Here is a 16,769-nt window from a genome sequence, read left to right as displayed (position 1 = left end):
CCGGCGCGTGTACTCAGGACATGTGGTCCCGCGCGCGTCCACCAACGATCAGAACCAACGACCATTGGTCCGACAGAACGAGGGCGAGCATGATCAAGGTGAAAATCAACGGACAGGAGCAGAGCTGGGATGGCGATCCGAGCCTGCCGCTGCTGTGGTACCTGCGCGATGAGCTGGGCCTGACCGGCTCGAAATATGGTTGCGGCGCGGCGTTGTGCGGCGCCTGCACCGTGATGGTCGACAAGGAGGCCGCGCGCTCCTGCATCACGGCGATTTCGGATGTCGCGGGCCGCGAGGTCACCACCATCGAGGGCCTGCATCCGATCGGCGATCATCCGGTGCAGAAGGCTTGGCGCCAGGTCAACGTGCCGCAATGCGGCTTCTGCCAGGCCGGACAGATCATGCAGGCGGCGGCGCTGCTCAACCAGAATCCCAAGCCGTCGCATGACCAGATCCGGGACGCCATGTCCGGCAATATCTGCCGCTGCGGTTGCTATCAGCGCATCGAGAATGCGGTCCATCTGGCCTCGACGGGGGTGTGATCATGAGCATCATCGCAAATCCCGACATCGCGAAGTCCTCCTCGCGTCGCGGCTTCGAGCGGCATCTCAAGGTCGAGAACGTCTCGCGCCGCGCCATCCTGCAGACGCTGGGCCTTGCCGGCGGGTTCGTCCTCGCGGCTCCCTTGCTGTCGCGCCCGGCGTTTGCCGCCTATGAGACCGGCGCCGGCAAGATGCCGCACGGCACCGTGGTCGATCCCAAGATCTTCGTTTCGATCGCGCCCGACGGCATCGTCTCCATCGTTGCACATCGCTCCGAGATGGGCACGGGCGTCCGCACCAGCCTGCCGCTGATCGTCGCGGAGGAGATGGAAGCCGACTGGTCGCGCGTGCGCGTCGTGCAGGCCCCCGGCGACGAGGTGAAGTTCGGCAACCAGGATACCGACGGCTCGCGCAGCACGCGGCACTATCTGCTGCCGATGCGCCAGATCGGCGCACTGGCGCGGGCGATGCTCGAAGCCGCGGCGGCCAAGCGCCTCGGCGTGCCGCCGAGCGAAGTGAAAGCCGTCAATCATGAGGTCGTGCACAGCGCCAGCGGCCGCCGCCTCGGTTTCGGCGAGCTCGCAGCCGATGCCGCCGGTCTGCCGGTGCCTGCGGTCGACACCATCAAGCTGAAGTCGCCTGGGGATTTCCGCTATCTCGGCAAGGGGCAGGTCAGCATCGTCGATCTGCACGACATCACCGTCGGCAAGGCGCGCTACGGCGCCGACGTCCGCCTGCCCGGCATGAAATACGCGGTCATCGCCCGGCCGCCGGTGACCGGCGGCAAGGTCAAGTCGTTCGATCCGGCCGAGGCACTGAAGGTGCCCGGCGTCGAGCAGGTGATCGAGGTCAAGGGCTGGCCGTGGCCGTCGAAGTTCCAGCCGCTCGGCGGCGTCGCCGTGATCGCACGCAACACCGGTGCCGCGATCAAGGGCCGCGACGTGCTCAAGGTCGAGTGGGACGACGGCGCCAATGCGAGCTACGACTCTGTCGCCTATCGGACCGAGCTCGAGGCCGCCGCGCGCCAGCCGGGCCTCGTCGTGCGACAGGAAGGCGACGTCGAGGCCGCGCTGAAGTCGGCCGACAAGGTCGTCATCGGTGAGTACTACCTGCCGCACGTCGCTCATGCCAGCATGGAGCCGCCGGTCGCGGTCGCCGACGTCAAGGGCGACAAGGCCGAGATCTGGGCGCCGGTGCAGAGCCCCGGCGGCACGCACGAGGATGTCGCCAAGACGCTGCAGATTCCGCCGGAGAACGTGACCGTCAACGTCACCCTGCTCGGCGGCGGGTTCGGGCGGAAGTCCAAATGCGACTTCGCGCTCGAGGCCGCCCTGCTGTCGAAGACGGTGGGCGCGCCGGTCAAGGTGCAGTGGACGCGTGATGACGACATCCATCACGATTTCCTGCACACGGTGTCGGTGGAGCGCATCGAGGCCGGCCTCGACAAGAGCGGCAAGGTGGTGGCGTGGCGTCACCGCAGCGTCGCGCCGACCATCCTGTCGACCTTCGCCGCCGGCGCCGACCATGCCGCGCCGTTCGAGCTCGGCATGGGCCTCGTCGACATGCCGTTCGAGATCGCCAACATCCAATGCGAGAATCCGGCCGCCAAGGCGATGACCCGCATCGGCTGGTTCCGGTCGGTCTCGAACATCCCGCGCGCCTTCGCCGTGCAGTCGATGGTCGGCGAGATCGCGCACGCCACCGGCCGCGACCAGAAGGACACGCTGCTCGATCTGATCGGCAGCCCGCGCGTGCTCAAGCTCACCTCGGTGAAGGACCTCTGGAACTACGGCGAGCCCTATGAGAGCTACCCGATCGACACCGGGCGGCTGCGCCGCGTCGTCGAGTTCGTCGCCGAGAAGGGCAATTGGGGCCGGTCGGTGCCCAAGGGCCACGGTCTCGGCATCGCCGCGCATCGCAGCTTCGTCAGCTACATCGCTACCATCGTGGAGGTGTCGGTCGACGACAAGGGCAAGCTTGTGGTGCACCAGGTCGACACCGCGATCGACTGCGGCACCTTCGTCAACCCCGAGCGTATCGCCTCGCAGCTCGAAGGTGCCGCGATCATGGGGCTGAGCCTCGCCAAATATGGCGAGGTGAGCTTCAAGAACGGCCGGGTGCAGCAGCGCAACTTCGACGACCATCCGGTGGTCCGGATCGACGAGGCCCCGCTGATCACGAACGTGCACATCGTCCCTGCCGATGCCGACACGCCGCCGAGCGGCGTCGGCGAGCCGGGCGTGCCGCCGTTCGCGCCGGCGCTCGCCAATGCGATCTTCGCCGCCACCGGCAAGCGCCTGCGCGCGCTGCCAATCGGCAATCAGCTCGCGACGTAAGCTTGCAGCAATCAGCAGATCATCGGCCGGAGCGATCCGGCCGATGATCCTACCGGAAGACGCAGGATCAGTCAGCGCCCATAGCGCACCGAGGCATAGCGGCCAATGACGGCGCCACGTCCCTGCCCCGGCGCGCCCGCCACGCCGTGAGGCGTGCTGCCGCAGTCCTGGCGCTGCGGCACCGGCGCAGCCTTGATGGCCGTGTTTGCATTCGGCTGCCCCTCGACGAGCTTCGTCACCAGCGAGCGCAGCCGCTGATTCTCGATCTCCAGCTCTTTCAGATGACGCAGAGCAGGACTGCTGAGACCGCCATAGCGCTGACGCCAACGATAGAAGGTGCGCAGCGACACGCCGGCCGTGCTGCAAATTTCGGCAATCGGAACGCCCGACTCCGCCTCGCCAAGCAGAACCAGAATTTCGTGCTCGGTGTGCAGGGAACGTCGCATGATCAGGTACCCCTACGCGGCCAACGCGGTCAATCTCGCATGAATTCCATGAGCTTGGTAGTGCGGCAACGCATGGGTCTCGCAACCGCGCTCCGCGTGGGCGCACCGCGATCGAGGTCAAGCGCGGCGATGCGGGCTCATCGCGGGCCGCCGGCGCCTCGCCGCCAATTGGCAAAATTGACGCGCGTCGCCAGACACGTCGCCCGCTGCCGGTCGTGTGAGCAAGGCTGAACAGTTTTTGGCGTTGCCGACCGCGACATCCTGCCTTGATATCAGCTGCAAAGACCGAGACCCGAGGAGCCCTGCCATGTCCAAACGCCACGAGATTCCCGCGACGCATGAGAGCATGGTCTGGGGCTATCTCGACAGCACGACGCCGCCGGTGCTCGAGGTCGCCTCCGGCGACACCGTGACGCTGCATTCCTTTCCGGCCGGCGGGAAGGAGACCTTGCCCGAGGACCGTAGGATCGTTCCCGCCAACTACCTCACTGCGCTCGACACCATGATCCAGGGGCCCGGACCGCATTTCATCACCGGCCCGGTCTATGTGAAGGGCGCGCAGCCCGGCGACACGCTCCAGGTCGACATCCTCAACGTCAAGGTCAGCCAGGACTGGGGCTTCGTCTCGATCCTGCCGCTGCTCGGCACCCTGCCAGACGAGTTCACGGACTACGAGACCATCCACCCCAAGGTCGACCACGACCGCCAGGTCTGCATCATGCCCTGGGGCACCGAGATCGCGCTCGATCCGTTCTTCGGCATCATCGCCACCGCGCCACCGCCCGCATGGGGGCGGTGCGGCTCGCCGGTGCCGCGCAGTTTTGGCGGCAACATGGACAACAAGGAGCTGCGGCCCGGCACCACGCTGTATCTGCCCGTCTTCAACGAGGGCGCGCTGTTCTTTGCCGGCGACGGCCATGGCGTGCAGGGCGACGGCGAGGTCTGCATCACCGCGCTCGAGACCGGCGTCACCGGCAGCTTCCGCCTCACCGTGCGCAAGGACATGGACATCACCTGGCCGCTCGCCGAGAACGCCACCCACCTGATGTCGATCGGCCTCGACGAGGATCTCGACGACGCCGCCAAGCAGGCGGTGCGCGAGATGGTCAAGCACGTCTGCGCCCGCACCAATTTGTCGCACAACCAGGCCTACATGCTGTGCTCGCTGGCCGGCAATCTGCGCGTCACCCAGCTGGTCGACGGCAACAAGGGCATCCACATGCTGCTGCCGAAGGCGTATCTCTGAGCCTCCTCTACCGGTTGACGAAGCGGTCGTGCGCGGTCAGCACGACCTGCCCGCTCGGATCGACCGCCTCGAAGGTGACGTCGGCATCCTCGGGCTCTGGCATGGTCAGCGTCACCCGCAGCGTTTCCGAGCCGTCGGGCTCGACCTCGATCGCATCCGCCGCCGCATGGCCGACGATGGCGAGCGCCGCGTCGACGCCGCTGATCCCGAGCTTGAAGCTCTGCACGGCCGAGGACTTGTTGAGCAGCTTGACGGTGTAGGCGTTGCGCACCGAACCATCCGACAGCCGCACGGCAAGGGGATCACGATCGTGCTGCACCGACAGCACGGCCGTGGTCTTGGTCACGAACGACACCGCGATGACGCCGGCCAGCGCGACGCAGGCCAGCGCGAGTCCGATCGTCTTCGGCCGCACCAGCCGCGACACACGCGGCTCGCCGACGCGGCCGCGCTCGATGTTGCGCCAGCTCTCGTAGTCGATGAGGCCGCGCGGACGATCGAGCTTGGCCATCACCCCGTCGCAGGCGTCGACGCAGAGGCCGCAATTGATGCAGGCGAAGCTCGGACCCTGCCGGATGTCGATGCCGATCGGGCAGACCGCGACGCAGGCGCCGCAATCCACGCAATCGCCGGCCGGCAGCCCCTGCGACCTCGCCTCGGCGGCCTTCTTGGCGGACATCCGGGTCTCGCCGCGATAGTCACGGTAGTTGACGGTGAAGGCTTCGGGATCCCAGATCGCGCCCTGCAGCCGCGGCCACGGGCACATGAAGGTGCAGACCTGCTCGCGCGCGAAGCCGGCGAGGCCGTAGGTCGTGCCCGCGAACACCAGCGTCCAGGTCAGCGCCGTCGCCGACATCTCGCCATGGATGACATCGCGCACCAGCTCCGGCGCGTCGGTGAAGTAGAAGATCAGGGTGCCGCTGGTGCCGAGCGCGATCGCCATCCAAAGTGCGTGCTTGGTCGCGATCTGCGCGATGCGTTTCGCCGTCAGCGGCGCGCCGATGTTCTTCAGCCGCTGCCGCCGGTCGCCCTCGACCAGGCGCTCGACCAGCAGGAACAGGTCGGTCCACACCGTCTGCGGACAGGCGAAGCCGCACCAGAGACGGCCGGCCAGCGCATTGACCAGAACCAGGATCAAGGTCGCCAGCAGCATCGCCGCGGTGATGAGGTAGAGGTCCTGCGGCCAGATCTCGGCCGGGCCGAGATAGAGCTTTCCGTGGGCGAAATCGAGCAGCACGGCCTGGCCCGGCGCATTCGGCCCGCGGTTCCAGCGGATGAACGGCGTGACGTAGTAGACCGACAGGGTGAACACCAGGATCAGCCATTTGAGCCGGCGGATCGGGCCCTTGACGCCCTGCGGAACCACAGGACCACCCGCCTTGCGCGGCGATCGTGCCGGGCTGCGCGCTGGTGCCTGGGACTGGCTTTGTCCCCGTCCCTCCGCCATGCGCCGCGTCCTGGCGTGATCGATCTCGATGGTGATGGCCACGGCTGCCCTCGTTCGCTTGCCTGTTGCAGGCGACGATAGGCGGCGAGGCCGGGACGCTCTTTGTCGGGCCACAAACTTGCGAACGGGTGGCAGCGACTGTTTGCGCGGGAACAACGATAGTTCCCGTTCGGCAGGTGATGGGAGGCGCAGCGCCGCGAGCGCCATGGCGACAGGCGCAGCATCCGGAGGGATGATGGCGGCTGCCGCCCTTTGGGCGGCGGTCTGCAGGAGGACAGCGTATTGCCGCCACATCGGCATTCTTTGCTCGGCCCATCCTTCGAGACGCGCGCCTTCGGCGCGCTCCTCAGGATGAGGGCGGAATGCTCGGTCAAAGGCTTGAGCCTCATGTCACAGTCGTGATCCTCTCCATGAACACGCCAACAGCGTGTTCATAGTCCCGTATGCAGCGGCCGCCCCGCCGCTTGCGCCTCATGGTGAGGCGCGCCGCTCGCGGCGCGTCTCGAACCATGAGCCACAGGCGGGAAGCGAACTGCGGAGAAGTTCGTCTTCGTAAACAAGATCCACGATCCTCAGACGATCTTGATCGACATGTCCGGCAGGCCTTCGAGCTTGCACAAGAGCACGTCGCCCTTCACCACCGGGCCGACATTCTCCGGCGTGCCGGAATAGATGATGTCACCGGCCTTCAGCTCGAACGCCTCGGACAGTTTCGCGATCTGCTCGGCGACGTTCCAGATCATCTTGGTCAGGTCGGAGTTCTGCCGGACCGTGCCGTTGACCGCAAGCGAGATCGCGCCCTTGGTGAAGTGGCCGACCTTCGAGACCGGATGGATCGGGCCGAGCACGGCGGCATGATCAAAGCTCTTGCCGATCTCCCATGGCTTCTTCTCGGCGGCCATGCCGTTCTGCAGGTCACGGCGAGTCATGTCGAGGCCGAGCGCGTAGCCATAGACATGATCGAGCGCGGACTCGGCGGGAATGTTGGTGCCGCCGGATTTCAGCGCCGCCACCAGCTCGACCTCGTGATGATAGTTCTTGGTCAGCGACGGATAGGGATGATCGGCGACCTCGCCGATCGCGACGTTCTGGATCGCGTCGGTCGGTTTCTGGAAGAAGAACGGCGGCTCGCGGTTCGGATCGGAGCCGCGCTCGATCGCATGCGCTGCGTAGTTGCGGCCGATGCAATAGATGCGGCGGACCGGAAACACGCCCTGCTCGCCGGCGATCGGAATCGTGGTCGCCGGCACGGCGAAGATCGGCTTCGGTCCGGCCTGAGCCGCAGCCGGATGAGTATCCGTCATGATCGCGGCCGCTGCAGCGGCGCTGCCGGCAACGAGAAGATTGCGGCGTGAGGTGTCTGCCATTGGGGTCCTCCTGGGGTCAGCCGTCGCGACTGGCGGCCTGTTGTTCTTGAGCGCTATCGGCGCCCCAACTGATAAGCATATCCAGTATGCCAGCGCCACCATGCGCGCACGCGCGGTCGCTCTCGCGACGCAACACGCGCCCGAAGCGATGCTCGAGACCCTCGCCGGAAGCGCGAGGGCACAGGGAAGGCCGGACCTCGACTGAGGCCCGTGGCCCGCCTGCGAAAAAAATGCAGGCGGCAGGAACCACAGGTTCAGCCGGACAGACCCGGCCTTCCCTGCGCGGTGGGTTGAACGTCTGCTCCGCGCTCTCCCCGGGGACCGGCTTGTTTGCCCCCGTCACCTGCGCAACCCGTCAGGTCGGCATCAGGCTTGGCGCCAGCATCGGGGCGCCAGGACCACACGGCTTGAACGTCCGCGAGTTGCCAATCGTCCAGCGCAACAGCACCTGACAGGCTCGCGGCCACCGCTCCCCGCCTCAACGTATCGTGACGACGCGTACGCCCCTCAGCATGAGGACGGGATAGAGGGAGGAGAGCATGTATTCCGATAAAACGAAAGAAGGAAATTTTTACGCCGAGATCTGGACAGAGGTGATCGTGTTGAACGCGCGGGCGATTTTTCGTTTTGGGCGCACACGCGATCTTCGATCATGAGAGGCGTTGCGGGCAGCGCTCTTGGCGGCGCCCGGGTCCGAGTCGCCCGACGGGCACGCATTGCCGGCAGCCCAGGCGCAGCACGGACGAGCGCAGCGTCACCCGGGGCGCTCCCCCACAACGCGTGTGATCCCAGATATCGCTGATCCGGATCCGCAGACAGGGGTCGCGAAGGATCGCCCGCAGGCAAGCACCCGGCACGTGATCTGCCGAACCTTTGCTCGCGTTCCCTCGTTACTCAAACCTGACGGCGCAACCGCCATGACCGAAACGACACCACCAAGGAGGCGCCGCATGCTGATTGGGCTCACCAGCCTCCTCGTGCTCGTCCTGGCCGGCGCCGCCATTGCCGCGGGGCCGATCATGAGCCGGGTCGAACATCCCAAGTATGACGTGGTGAAGCGCGACGGCGAGTTCGAGATCCGCGCCTATGCGCCGATGATCATCGCGCAGGCGGGGGTGCAGGGCGCGCGCAGGCCGGCGATCGAGGAAGGCTTTCGCATCGTCGCCGGCTACATCTTCGGCGCCAACCGTGCGAAGGCGAAGATCGCGATGACGGCGCCGGTGCAGCAGCAGGCCAGCGGCACACCACCGACGGATGGCGGGAACAGCGACCGGTGGAGCGTCAGCTTCGTGATGCCGTCGAGTTGGTCGCTGGAAACGCTGCCGCCGCCGGCCGACCGCAGGATCAAGCTGACGCCCGTCCCGGCACAGCGCATGGTCGCGTTGACCTTCTCGGGCTCCTATTCCGACGGCATCCTGGCCGAGAAAACCCGCGTGCTGCGCGACTACGCGCAACGGAAGGGACTGGCCGTGTCCGGCGCACCGCTGCTCGTCTTCTACAATCCGCCTTGGACCTTGCCCATGCTGCGGCGGAACGAGGTGATGCTGGCGTGTATTTGTTAGCTCTTCCCGATCGCCTCTCCTCACCCCTCGATGATCGCCACCGCCCGCGTCCATCCGGCCGAGGCGCGCTCGATCTTGACCGGGAAGCACGACACGGTGAACCCCGTCGACGGCAGCTGCTCCAGATTGTGCAGCTTCTCCAGGTGGCAATAGCCGATGTGGCGACCGGCCTTGTGGCCTTCCCAGATCAAGGCGGCATCGTGGGTTTCGGCATATTTCTGGGCAGTGAACACGAACGGCGCGTCCCAGCTCCAGCCGTCGGTGCCGGTCAGGCGCACGCCGCGCTCGAGCAGATACATGGTCGCCTCATAGCCCATGCCGCAACCGGAATTGACGTAGTTGGCCTGTCCGAAGCGCGCGCCGGCCGAGGTATTGACGACGATGATCTCCAGCGGCGACAGCGTGTGGCCGATGCGCTTGAGCTCATCCTCGACATCCCTCGCGGTCACCACATAGCCGTCGGGGAAATGACGGAAGTCGAGCTTCACGCCCGGCTGCAGGCACCACTCCAGGGGCACCTCGTCGATGGTCCAGGCGCGCTCGCCGCGATTCATCGTCGGATGAAAATGCCAGGGCGCATCGAGATGCGTGCCGTTGTGGGTCGAAAGATTCACCTGCTCCACCGCCCAGCCCTGCCCATCCGGCAGGTCCTCGGCCTTCAGCCCGTCGAAGAACTGCAGCATGCGGGGCAGCCCCTGCTGATGGTCGATATAGGTGATGGTCGGATGATTGCCGGGCGGATCGGCGGGCACATCGTTCTGCAAGGGCACGGAGATGTCGATCAGCTTGCGGGCCATGGGCGGTCCTCTCTGATTGTCATTATTGGTTGTCGTCGTCGGCAACCGCAGCCATTGCCGACCGTGCCCGAGCCGATGAACTCGCCGGGCATCAGGGTCTCGTCCTTGCTGGTATAGGCGATCAGCTCCTCGAACGAAAACAGCATGCCGGCCGAGCGCGGCCGCGGTGAGCCGTTGCGGAGCCAGCTCAAACTGTTGAACGGCTGGGACGATCTGGACGGAACACCCATGGGGCCGATTGCGGGGCCAGAGCACCCGACCAGCCCCTGAAAGAAAGAGGCCGCCGACACAAGAAGTGCAGGCGGCCCAAGTCCAGGGAGGAAACGCCCCAAGAAGGGCTAGGTTTTACTTACTAGATCAGGAGAGTCGTGGGTATCCGGATGATACCGGAGGTTGTCATCGCGCTGCCGGGTTCCATATCCCGACCGAGATACCGTTAGACTACGCCGCCTGACGCTCCCGCACGCACGAATTCCGTGACCTTCCCCGACATTGGAGTGGACCCACTCTGCCATCCGTTGCTCCAACTGCGGCGACTGCTCGAGCGGCGCGCGGACCTCCTCGACATCGTCGGCGCGGCGCAACGCGAGCAGCGACTTGTAGGTGGCGATCTCAAATAGTGGGCGATCTCAAACTGATCGAATGCGTCGGTGGGCGAAGGTGTTCTTCAGGAACTCGTCGCCGAACGGCGCAAGTTCGATCTCCGCCAAGAACGGAACCTTCTCAACGCCACATCGTCGGTGTGACAAGATGCGCGCCATCGGACCGTTTCCGACCGAGAGCGCCAGGGCTTTGTGCAGCCTGATCGACATTGGGCTCAGGTTCGATTGCGGGCGCGTGGTCGAGCTGGATCACAGGAACCGCGGCGGGGTGTTCCGGAGCGCTGAGCTGATCGCGCGCGCAAGGAGAAGCGGAACTTGCCGAATCACTCGGCTGGTCAACGGGGTCGTGCATGTGGCAGCTCCGAGCCCTGAAGCGGCGTTTACTAATCCCTTCCGAGACTAGGCGATATCAACTGCGTTAATCCATGCGCGATCTCGCCGCGTGCGGCCGATTCGCCCGCAACGCGACCAGCGTGTGCTTGCCATCCGTTCGTGGCCGCGCGATGACGCTTCCCGCACTGCACGCGGGATCGTGATGGACGTTCCGCCGGCATCAGCGCTCGCGCGCGCCGACGCGGTCGAGCAGTGCCGCACCGGTGCGGATGCCATTGTAGAAGCAGTCGATCGTCATGTTCTCGTTCGGCGCGTGATTGGCCTCGTCGGCATTCGCATAGGGAACGACGAATGCGGGAACGCCGAGGATCTTGGTGAAGACGTAGTCCGGCAGACTGCCGCCGGTGCACGGAAATTCGAGCGGTGTGACGCCCTGCGAGCGCGATGGCGTCGCGCACGATCGCGCCAAAGGGCGAGTCGAGCGGCACGCGCGACGGCAGCATGCCGCCCCGCCGAATGAACTCCACCTCCGGCGCGTGGCGCTTCACATGCGCCTCCACCTTCGCCAGCACGTCGTCCGGCGTCATCGCCTCGACCAGGCGGATGTCGCATTTGGCGAAGGCCTCGCAGGGCAGCACGGTCTTGCTGCCCGGCCCGCCATAGCCGCCGTGGAAGCCGTTGATGGTCAGCGTCGGATGGAACATCAGGCGTTCGTAGTAGCCGCGGTCGGGCGGCGCATCGAGATGGCTGAGACCGAGGCTCGCCTTGGCGGCATCGATATCCAGCGGCAGGCGTTTCACGGCTGCAATGTCCAGCTCGCTCGGCGGCACGATCGCATCATGCAGACCGTCGATGGTGATCTCGCCTGCGGCATTCTTCATCGTCCCGAGCAGGTGGACCAACGTCCAGATCGGATTCGGCACGATGCCGCCGAGGTTGCCGGAATGCACGTCGCGGCTGGCGTGCCTGGCGCGCAGCTCGAACGAGCACATGCCGCGCACGCCATAGGTCATGGTCGGCCGCCCCGACGGGTGCATCGGCCCGTCCGCGGTGACGACGAAATCGGCTTTCAGTTCGTCGCGATGCCCAGCAACGAAACCGGCGATGCGCGGGCTGCCGATCTCCTCCTCGCCTTCGAGCAGAAAGATCACATTGCAGGGCAGCTCGCCATGCACTCGGAGATGGGATTCGATCGCCATGAGCTGCGCGAAATGCTGGCCCTTGTTGTCGCCGATGCCGCGCGCATAGATGCGGCCGTCGCGGATGGTCGGCTCGAACGGCGGGCTCAGCCACAGCTCCAGCGGATCCGGCGGCTGCACGTCGTAGTGGCCGTAGAGCAGCACGGTCGGTGCGCCCGGCTTCTTCTGCCAGCGTCCGAGCACCATCGGATGTCCTGCCGTCGGCACCGTCTCGGCGTCGAGCCCGAGCTCCCGCAGCATCCTCACCAGCAGCGCGGCGACCTCGGCGATGCCGACATTGTGAGCGCTGATCGAGGGATGCCGGACATAGTCCATCACGCGAGCCAGGAAATCCTGCTTTTGATTCTCGATGTGAGCGAACACCGCCTTCAGGCCAGCAGATGGACGCGGCAGGCTACGCTCTTCATTCATGATGTCGGCTTTCGGCGCGTGCAATGGAAGGACAGGCTGATGTTCGATCGAATTGGACCGAAAAGCAAATCACGCGCGGAGCGAGCCCCGCGCGTGATCGATTGACCGCTCGATGCGGCGCGATGCTCAACCCTTGACGGCCGTGACCACGATCTCGATCAGCGCGCCGCCGCCGAGATCGGAGACGCCGACCGTGGCGCGGACCGGCAGGTCGTCGCCGAAGAACGCGGTCCAGGCCGCATCCATCTCCTTCTTCTTCGACAGGTCGGTGACGAAGATCTGGCCGGAGACGACGCGCGTCTTGTCGGTGCCGGCCTCCTTCAGGAAACCGTCGATCTTGCCGAGGATGTTGCGGGTCTGCTCGCTCATCGACACCGAGGTGTCGTCGGCGATGGTGCCGCCAATGAAGACGAAGCCGTTGGCCTCGACGATGCGGTGATGAATGGCGGAGCGGATCTTGCGGGTGATCGTCATCATGTCCTCATGTCGTTGATGAAAGAGTGGAAGTCTGAAAGCGCGCGACGCTGAGACCGCCGATGCGCGTCTGCGTGCCGCCGTGGGCGATCAGCTCGGCCATCACGGCGCCGGCGCCGGGGCCGAGCTGGAAGCCGTGCGCGGAGAAGCCGAACTGGTGATACAGCCCGTCGTGAACGGCGCTCGGCCCGAACACCGGAATGTCGTCGCGCATGCGTGCCTCGATGCCGGCCCAGGCGCGCACGATGGTCGCGCTGCGCATGACAGCGAACAGCTCCGCGACGGTGCGCGCGCTCTCCGACAGCTTGCGCCAGTCGAGCACGGTCTCGTTGCGGTCCTGATCGGGGATGGCGAGGTGTCCACCGCCGATCAGCACCGTGCCGTTGGGGAACTGCTTGAACGACAGCTTGCGGCCGCGCAGGATGACGACGGGATCGATGAAGTGCGCCACCGGCGAGGTGATCATCAGCATCGGCGCGATGGTCTCGACTGGGACCGGCTCGCCGAATTGCGCGGCGATCTGTCCCGCCCAGGCGCCGGCGGCGTTGACCAGCACCGGGGCGGCGAAGCTCTCCGCGCCGACGTCGACATGCCAGAGCTTGCCGTCCTTGCGGATGTTCGTCGCAGCCACGCCCTCGCGAATGAGCGCGCCGAGCTGCTCAGCCTTGCGGCGGAACGCCGTCGTGGTGCGCGCGGGCTGCGCCGCGCCGTCCCGGCGAGATACAACGCCGCCCGGACAGCTCTCCGCCACGGCCGGCACGAGGCGACGCAATTCCGAGCCGTCGATCAGCTCCTCATGGCTGAAGCCGCGTGCGTTGAGATCGGCGACGCGGACGCGGCAGGCGTCGAGCTCCGAATCGTTCTCGGCGACCAGCACCTGGCCAAAACTCTCGAAACCGCAATCATCGTCGACGAGGTCGCTGATGGTCTCCCAGATGCCCATCGAGCGGATCGACAGCGGAATCTCCGCGACGTCGCGCGCGAGCTGCCGCACGCCGCCGGCGTTGACACCGGAGGCGTGGCGGCCGGCATAATCCTTCTCGATCAGCACCGGCTTCAGCCCGGCGAGACACAGATGCAGCGCGGTGGAGCAGCCGTGGATGCCGCCACCCACGATGATGGCATCCGTCTTCACGGTCATCCGCGCACCACGGCCTTGGTCGCCTCTTCGGTCTTCGGTAGGCCTGCCAGCTCGGACAGCATGATCGGCTTCACCGGCGCGCGCAGCCGGTAGTAGCCGATCTCCTGCGGGGTCTTGCCGCGCGCCTGCGCCATCAGCTCGGTGACCGTGAGGCCACACAGCCGGCCCTGGCACGGCCCCATGCCGGTGCGGCGATAGGCCTTGAGCTGGTTCGGTCCGGTGGCGCCGATCGCGACGGAGTCGAGCACCTCTCTGGCGGTGATCTCCTCGCAGCGGCACACGATGGTGTCGCCTTGAGGAATACGGAACTGCTTTGCCGGCTGGAATAGAACGTCGAGGAAGGCGCGACCGCGCTCGGCACGTTTCAACTGCGCTGAATGGTCCAGAACCTGTGCCTGGGGCCGCAGCGCCTTGATGGCGCTTGCTGCCGCGATACGGCCCCGCCACAGCGCCGCCTGCGCGCCGCCGATGCCGGCGCCATCCCCGGCAATCGCGATGCCTGGAATGGAGCTGTTGCCGTCAGCGTCCAGCACGGGTGTCCAGCAGAGCTGCAGCTCGTTCCAGCGATGCTCGACACCGGCCGCCATCGCCAGGTTGACGTTGGGCACCACGCCCTGATGCAGCAGCAGCAGCTCGGCCGGCAGCGTCTCGCGCTGGCCACCTGCGGCGTAAGTGACGGAAGCGAGCTTGCCGTCGCCGCTTGCGGACAATTCAGTGACGCCCTTGATCACCTGCACCTTGGCCGTGACCTCCCGCACCATCGCCAGACCCTTCAAGAAATAGGGCGAGGTCATGAACGCGAAGGCATGCGGCAGCGCCGCCATGTAGTTGGCGCGCGGCGTGGTATCGAGCACGCGGTCGATGCGGCCTCCGAGCCGCAGGATCTGGGCGGCGAGCAGCCACAGCAGCGGCCCCTGTCCCGCGATCACCGTCGGACCGTCCGGCACCAGCCCGGACGATTTCAGCATCGTCTGCGCTGCGCCCGCCGTCATCACGCCCGGCAGGGTCCAGCCTTGTATCGGGAACGGCCGCTCCTGCGCCCCGGTCGCGATGATGACTCGCCTCGCCTTGATGAAGGCCGAACCGCCGCCGATGGAAACACCGAGTTCGAGATTGCGATCGAGGCTCCACACCGTGGCGCGAGGGATGATCTCGGCGCCGCTGGTCTCCGCGGCTTTCGCGATCTCGGCGCCCGACCAATAGTCGGTGCCGAGCAGCGCCTCGCGCTTCACCGGCGTCGAATGGATCGCGCGCCAGACCTGCCCGCCCGGGCCCGCATTCTCGTCGAGCAGCAAGGTCGACAGGCCGGCGCCGGCGGTCGCGGCCGTCGCGGCCAGCCCGGCAGGACCGGCGCCGATCACCACGACGTCATATTCATCATGCTTCGGCGCCGCGCTCATTTGCCGATCTCCCGCTTGCCCTTCTGGATCTCGATCTGCATGCCCTCGGCGACCGGCACGAGACAGCCTTGCCGGTTGCCGACGCCATCGATGGTGACGAGGCAGTCGAAACACACGCCCATCATGCAATAAGGCAGCCGCCTTGCGCCGCTCACCGCAGTGGCGCGCCGGACGTCGAGGCCGGAGGCGAGCAGCGCCGCCGACACGGAGTCGCCCTCGCGCGCGGCAATCGGCTGGCCCTCGACGTGGATCGTCACCGATCCCCTCGCATCACCCTCAGTTCGTTTGAACATCATCGTCTCCATGGCGCCCTGCGCCGTCATCTCTCAGTAGTAGCCACTGCCGCCCGCTCCCGCTTCGCTGTCGAAGCGGCGGGCTGTGAACGCGCCGACCAGCTCCGGCTCCAGCGCGCCGTCCTTGACCATGCGCGCGATGTCGAAGGCGTGGTTCGCCGCGAGCGTCACGCCGGAATGGCAGCAGGCGACGAAGGCGCCCGGGTGGGTCTCCGACTGCTCGTAGATCGGAAAGCCGTCCTTCGGCATCACGCGGATGCCGGTCCAGCTTCTGACGACGTTGAGCCGCGCCAGATGCGGGAAGGTGCGCTGGGCGCGATCGGCCATGACCGCGTTGACGGAAAAGTTCTGCACGCGGTCGTCGAGCTCGTCCTCCTTGCTGTCGCCGATCATCACCGTGCCCTCGTCTGTCTGGCGGATCGTGGTCAGCGGATGCGGCAAGAACGGCATCGTGCGTTCGGTCACGACGATCTGGCCGCGCGTCGGCCCCATCGGCGCGGACAGCCCGACCATCGGCGCCAGGGTCTGGTTGGCATTTCCTGCCGCGAGCACGACCTTGGTCGCGCGGATCTCGCCTTGCGCCGTCGTCAGCCTGAACTCATTGCCGTCCCGCGCGATCGCACCGACCGCGCGCTCCGGCAGATAGTCGACGCCGAACTGCCTCATGCCGGCGTGCAGGGCGCGGAAGGTGCGCAGCGAATTCACATGACCGTCATAGGGACAGAAGCTGCCGCCGGAGACCTCCGGGCCGATCAGCGGCAGCATCTTCTTCACCTCGGACGCCGGCAGCATCTCCATCTGATAGTCGGCGGCGCCGACCTGGTTGTGCATGCGCCCGACGAGCTGGGTGCGCTGCTCGTACTCGGCCTCGCCGAGGGTGAGATGAAAGCCGCCGTTCTGCTGCAGCACCACGTCGAGCCCGGTCTGCGCCTTCAGCTCTTCGGCGAGCTTCGGCCACGCCTTGGAGCCGCGCACCGTCCAGCCGGTGTAGGCCGGCATGCCCAGGCCCTTGCTCTGCACCCAGACCAGCGCGAAGTTGGCGCGCGAGGCACGCTTGGCGATATCGCCCTCGTCGAGCACCGCGACGCGCTGGCCGAGCCGGCCCAATCCCCAGGCAATCGCAGAGCCGAGCAGGCCGCCGCCGACGACGGCGACGTCATAGTCTTTCGTCAT

At 66.4% G+C, this 16,769-nt stretch carries 15 protein-coding genes and 1 pseudogene; 4 read left to right on the top strand and 12 right to left on the bottom strand.

Annotated features, from left to right (window positions below):
- The first annotated feature begins 89 nt into the window (after positions 1–89).
- Positions 90–542 (top strand): (2Fe-2S)-binding protein, encoded by a 453-nt coding sequence (locus ACQR10_RS07845; RefSeq protein WP_316217015.1) that lies wholly within the window; start codon positions 90–92, stop codon positions 540–542.
- A gap of 2 nt (positions 543–544) precedes the next feature.
- Entirely contained in the window at positions 545–2,878 is a 2,334-nt protein-coding gene (locus ACQR10_RS07840) for a xanthine dehydrogenase family protein molybdopterin-binding subunit (protein ID WP_316179900.1), read from the top strand.
- A gap of 71 nt (positions 2,879–2,949) precedes the next feature.
- On the opposite strand, the gene ACQR10_RS07835 is transcribed toward ACQR10_RS07840, so the two are convergent.
- Positions 2,950–3,324, bottom strand: a complete 375-nt coding sequence (locus ACQR10_RS07835) for a transposase (RefSeq protein WP_316179899.1) — start codon at positions 3,322–3,324, stop codon at positions 2,950–2,952.
- Positions 3,325–3,631: 307 nt separating this feature from the next.
- On the opposite strand from ACQR10_RS07835, the gene ACQR10_RS07830 reads away from it, so the two are divergent.
- Positions 3,632–4,570: an acetamidase/formamidase family protein gene (locus ACQR10_RS07830; protein WP_316217016.1), complete on the top strand. Its 939-nt coding sequence runs from the start codon at positions 3,632–3,634 to the stop codon at positions 4,568–4,570.
- 7 nt (positions 4,571–4,577) lie between these two features.
- On the opposite strand, the gene ccoG is transcribed toward ACQR10_RS07830, so the two are convergent.
- Together ccoG and ACQR10_RS07820 are read right to left on the bottom strand one after the other, a co-directional pair.
- Positions 4,578–6,059, bottom strand: coding sequence for a cytochrome c oxidase accessory protein CcoG (gene ccoG, locus ACQR10_RS07825; RefSeq protein ID WP_316217018.1), 1,482 nt, complete (start codon positions 6,057–6,059; stop codon positions 4,578–4,580).
- A gap of 530 nt (positions 6,060–6,589) precedes the next feature.
- On the bottom strand, positions 6,590–7,384 hold the full coding sequence (locus ACQR10_RS07820; RefSeq protein ID WP_315803737.1) for a fumarylacetoacetate hydrolase family protein: 795 nt from the start codon (positions 7,382–7,384) through the stop codon (positions 6,590–6,592).
- A 950-nt stretch (positions 7,385–8,334) separates the two neighbouring features.
- Between ACQR10_RS07820 and ACQR10_RS07815 the strand changes: the two genes are divergently transcribed.
- The gene (locus tag ACQR10_RS07815) at positions 8,335–8,946 is read left to right on the top strand and encodes an SOUL family heme-binding protein (protein ID WP_316217019.1); all 612 of its coding nucleotides are present in this window, start codon (positions 8,335–8,337) and stop codon (positions 8,944–8,946) included.
- Between the two features lie 20 nt (positions 8,947–8,966).
- Here ACQR10_RS07815 and ACQR10_RS07810 read toward each other — a convergent pair whose 3' ends face one another.
- The 9 genes and pseudogenes from ACQR10_RS07810 to ACQR10_RS07770 form a co-directional block, all read right to left on the bottom strand.
- Positions 8,967–9,743: a cyclase family protein gene (locus ACQR10_RS07810; protein ID WP_316217020.1), complete on the bottom strand. Its 777-nt coding sequence runs from the start codon at positions 9,741–9,743 to the stop codon at positions 8,967–8,969.
- Positions 9,728–9,973 carry a fumarylacetoacetate hydrolase family protein gene (locus ACQR10_RS07805; RefSeq protein WP_410051426.1) on the bottom strand — a complete coding sequence of 82 codons (246 nt, stop codon included), beginning with the start codon at positions 9,971–9,973 and terminating at the stop codon, positions 9,728–9,730. The genes ACQR10_RS07810 and ACQR10_RS07805 overlap by 16 nt, the downstream gene beginning before the upstream one ends.
- Positions 9,974–10,372: 399 nt before the next feature.
- A complete protein-coding gene (locus tag ACQR10_RS07800) occupies positions 10,373–10,555 on the bottom strand; it encodes a hypothetical protein (RefSeq protein WP_316217021.1) in 183 nt (60 codons plus the stop codon).
- A 343-nt stretch (positions 10,556–10,898) separates the two neighbouring features.
- Positions 10,899–12,288: pseudogene (locus ACQR10_RS07795) on the bottom strand (M20/M25/M40 family metallo-hydrolase).
- A gap of 126 nt (positions 12,289–12,414) precedes the next feature.
- Positions 12,415–12,762, bottom strand: coding sequence for a RidA family protein (locus ACQR10_RS07790; RefSeq protein WP_316179892.1), 348 nt, complete (start codon positions 12,760–12,762; stop codon positions 12,415–12,417).
- A 7-nt stretch (positions 12,763–12,769) separates the two neighbouring features.
- Positions 12,770–13,903, bottom strand: a complete 1,134-nt coding sequence (locus ACQR10_RS07785; protein ID WP_316217022.1) for an NAD(P)/FAD-dependent oxidoreductase — start codon at positions 13,901–13,903, stop codon at positions 12,770–12,772.
- Positions 13,900–15,303 carry an NAD(P)/FAD-dependent oxidoreductase gene (locus ACQR10_RS07780; RefSeq protein ID WP_316217023.1) on the bottom strand — a complete coding sequence of 468 codons (1,404 nt, stop codon included), beginning with the start codon at positions 15,301–15,303 and terminating at the stop codon, positions 13,900–13,902. The genes ACQR10_RS07785 and ACQR10_RS07780 overlap by 4 nt, the downstream gene beginning before the upstream one ends.
- Complete coding sequence (locus tag ACQR10_RS07775) at positions 15,300–15,596, bottom strand: (2Fe-2S)-binding protein (protein WP_315803744.1); 297 nt, start codon at positions 15,594–15,596, stop codon at positions 15,300–15,302. Before ACQR10_RS07775 ends, ACQR10_RS07780 begins: the two co-directional genes overlap by 4 nt.
- A 33-nt stretch (positions 15,597–15,629) precedes the next feature.
- Positions 15,630–16,769 carry an NAD(P)/FAD-dependent oxidoreductase gene (locus tag ACQR10_RS07770; protein WP_316217024.1) on the bottom strand — a complete coding sequence of 380 codons (1,140 nt, stop codon included), beginning with the start codon at positions 16,767–16,769 and terminating at the stop codon, positions 15,630–15,632.

The sequence above is a fragment of the Bradyrhizobium sp. HKCCYLRH2060 genome, from assembly GCF_051168135.1.
In the GTDB taxonomy this organism is placed as follows: domain Bacteria; phylum Pseudomonadota; class Alphaproteobacteria; order Rhizobiales; family Xanthobacteraceae; genus Bradyrhizobium.
This window is presented reverse-complemented; position numbering and strand designations above follow the sequence as displayed.

Coding starts and splice junctions, on each gene's coding strand:
- ACQR10_RS07840 (WP_316179900.1), top strand. CDS start 545: ATGAGCATCATCGCAAATCCCGACATCGCGAAGTCCTCCTCGCGTCGC.
- ACQR10_RS07835 (WP_316179899.1), bottom strand. CDS start 3,324: ATGCGACGTTCCCTGCACACCGAGCACGAAATTCTGGTTCTGCTTGGC.
- ACQR10_RS07830 (WP_316217016.1), top strand. CDS start 3,632: ATGTCCAAACGCCACGAGATTCCCGCGACGCATGAGAGCATGGTCTGG.
- ACQR10_RS07800 (WP_316217021.1), bottom strand. CDS start 10,555: ATGTCGATCAGGCTGCACAAAGCCCTGGCGCTCTCGGTCGGAAACGGT.
- ACQR10_RS07805 (WP_410051426.1), bottom strand. CDS start 9,973: ATGGGTGTTCCGTCCAGATCGTCCCAGCCGTTCAACAGTTTGAGCTGG.
- ACQR10_RS07820 (WP_315803737.1), bottom strand. CDS start 7,384: ATGGCAGACACCTCACGCCGCAATCTTCTCGTTGCCGGCAGCGCCGCT.
- ACQR10_RS07845 (WP_316217015.1), top strand. CDS start 90: ATGATCAAGGTGAAAATCAACGGACAGGAGCAGAGCTGGGATGGCGAT.
- ACQR10_RS07785 (WP_316217022.1), bottom strand. CDS start 13,903: ATGACCGTGAAGACGGATGCCATCATCGTGGGTGGCGGCATCCACGGC.
- ACQR10_RS07780 (WP_316217023.1), bottom strand. CDS start 15,303: ATGAGCGCGGCGCCGAAGCATGATGAATATGACGTCGTGGTGATCGGC.
- ACQR10_RS07770 (WP_316217024.1), bottom strand. CDS start 16,769: ATGACGAAAGACTATGACGTCGCCGTCGTCGGCGGCGGCCTGCTCGGC.
- ACQR10_RS07815 (WP_316217019.1), top strand. CDS start 8,335: ATGCTGATTGGGCTCACCAGCCTCCTCGTGCTCGTCCTGGCCGGCGCC.
- ACQR10_RS07790 (WP_316179892.1), bottom strand. CDS start 12,762: ATGACGATCACCCGCAAGATCCGCTCCGCCATTCATCACCGCATCGTC.
- ACQR10_RS07775 (WP_315803744.1), bottom strand. CDS start 15,596: ATGTTCAAACGAACTGAGGGTGATGCGAGGGGATCGGTGACGATCCAC.
- ACQR10_RS07810 (WP_316217020.1), bottom strand. CDS start 9,743: ATGGCCCGCAAGCTGATCGACATCTCCGTGCCCTTGCAGAACGATGTG.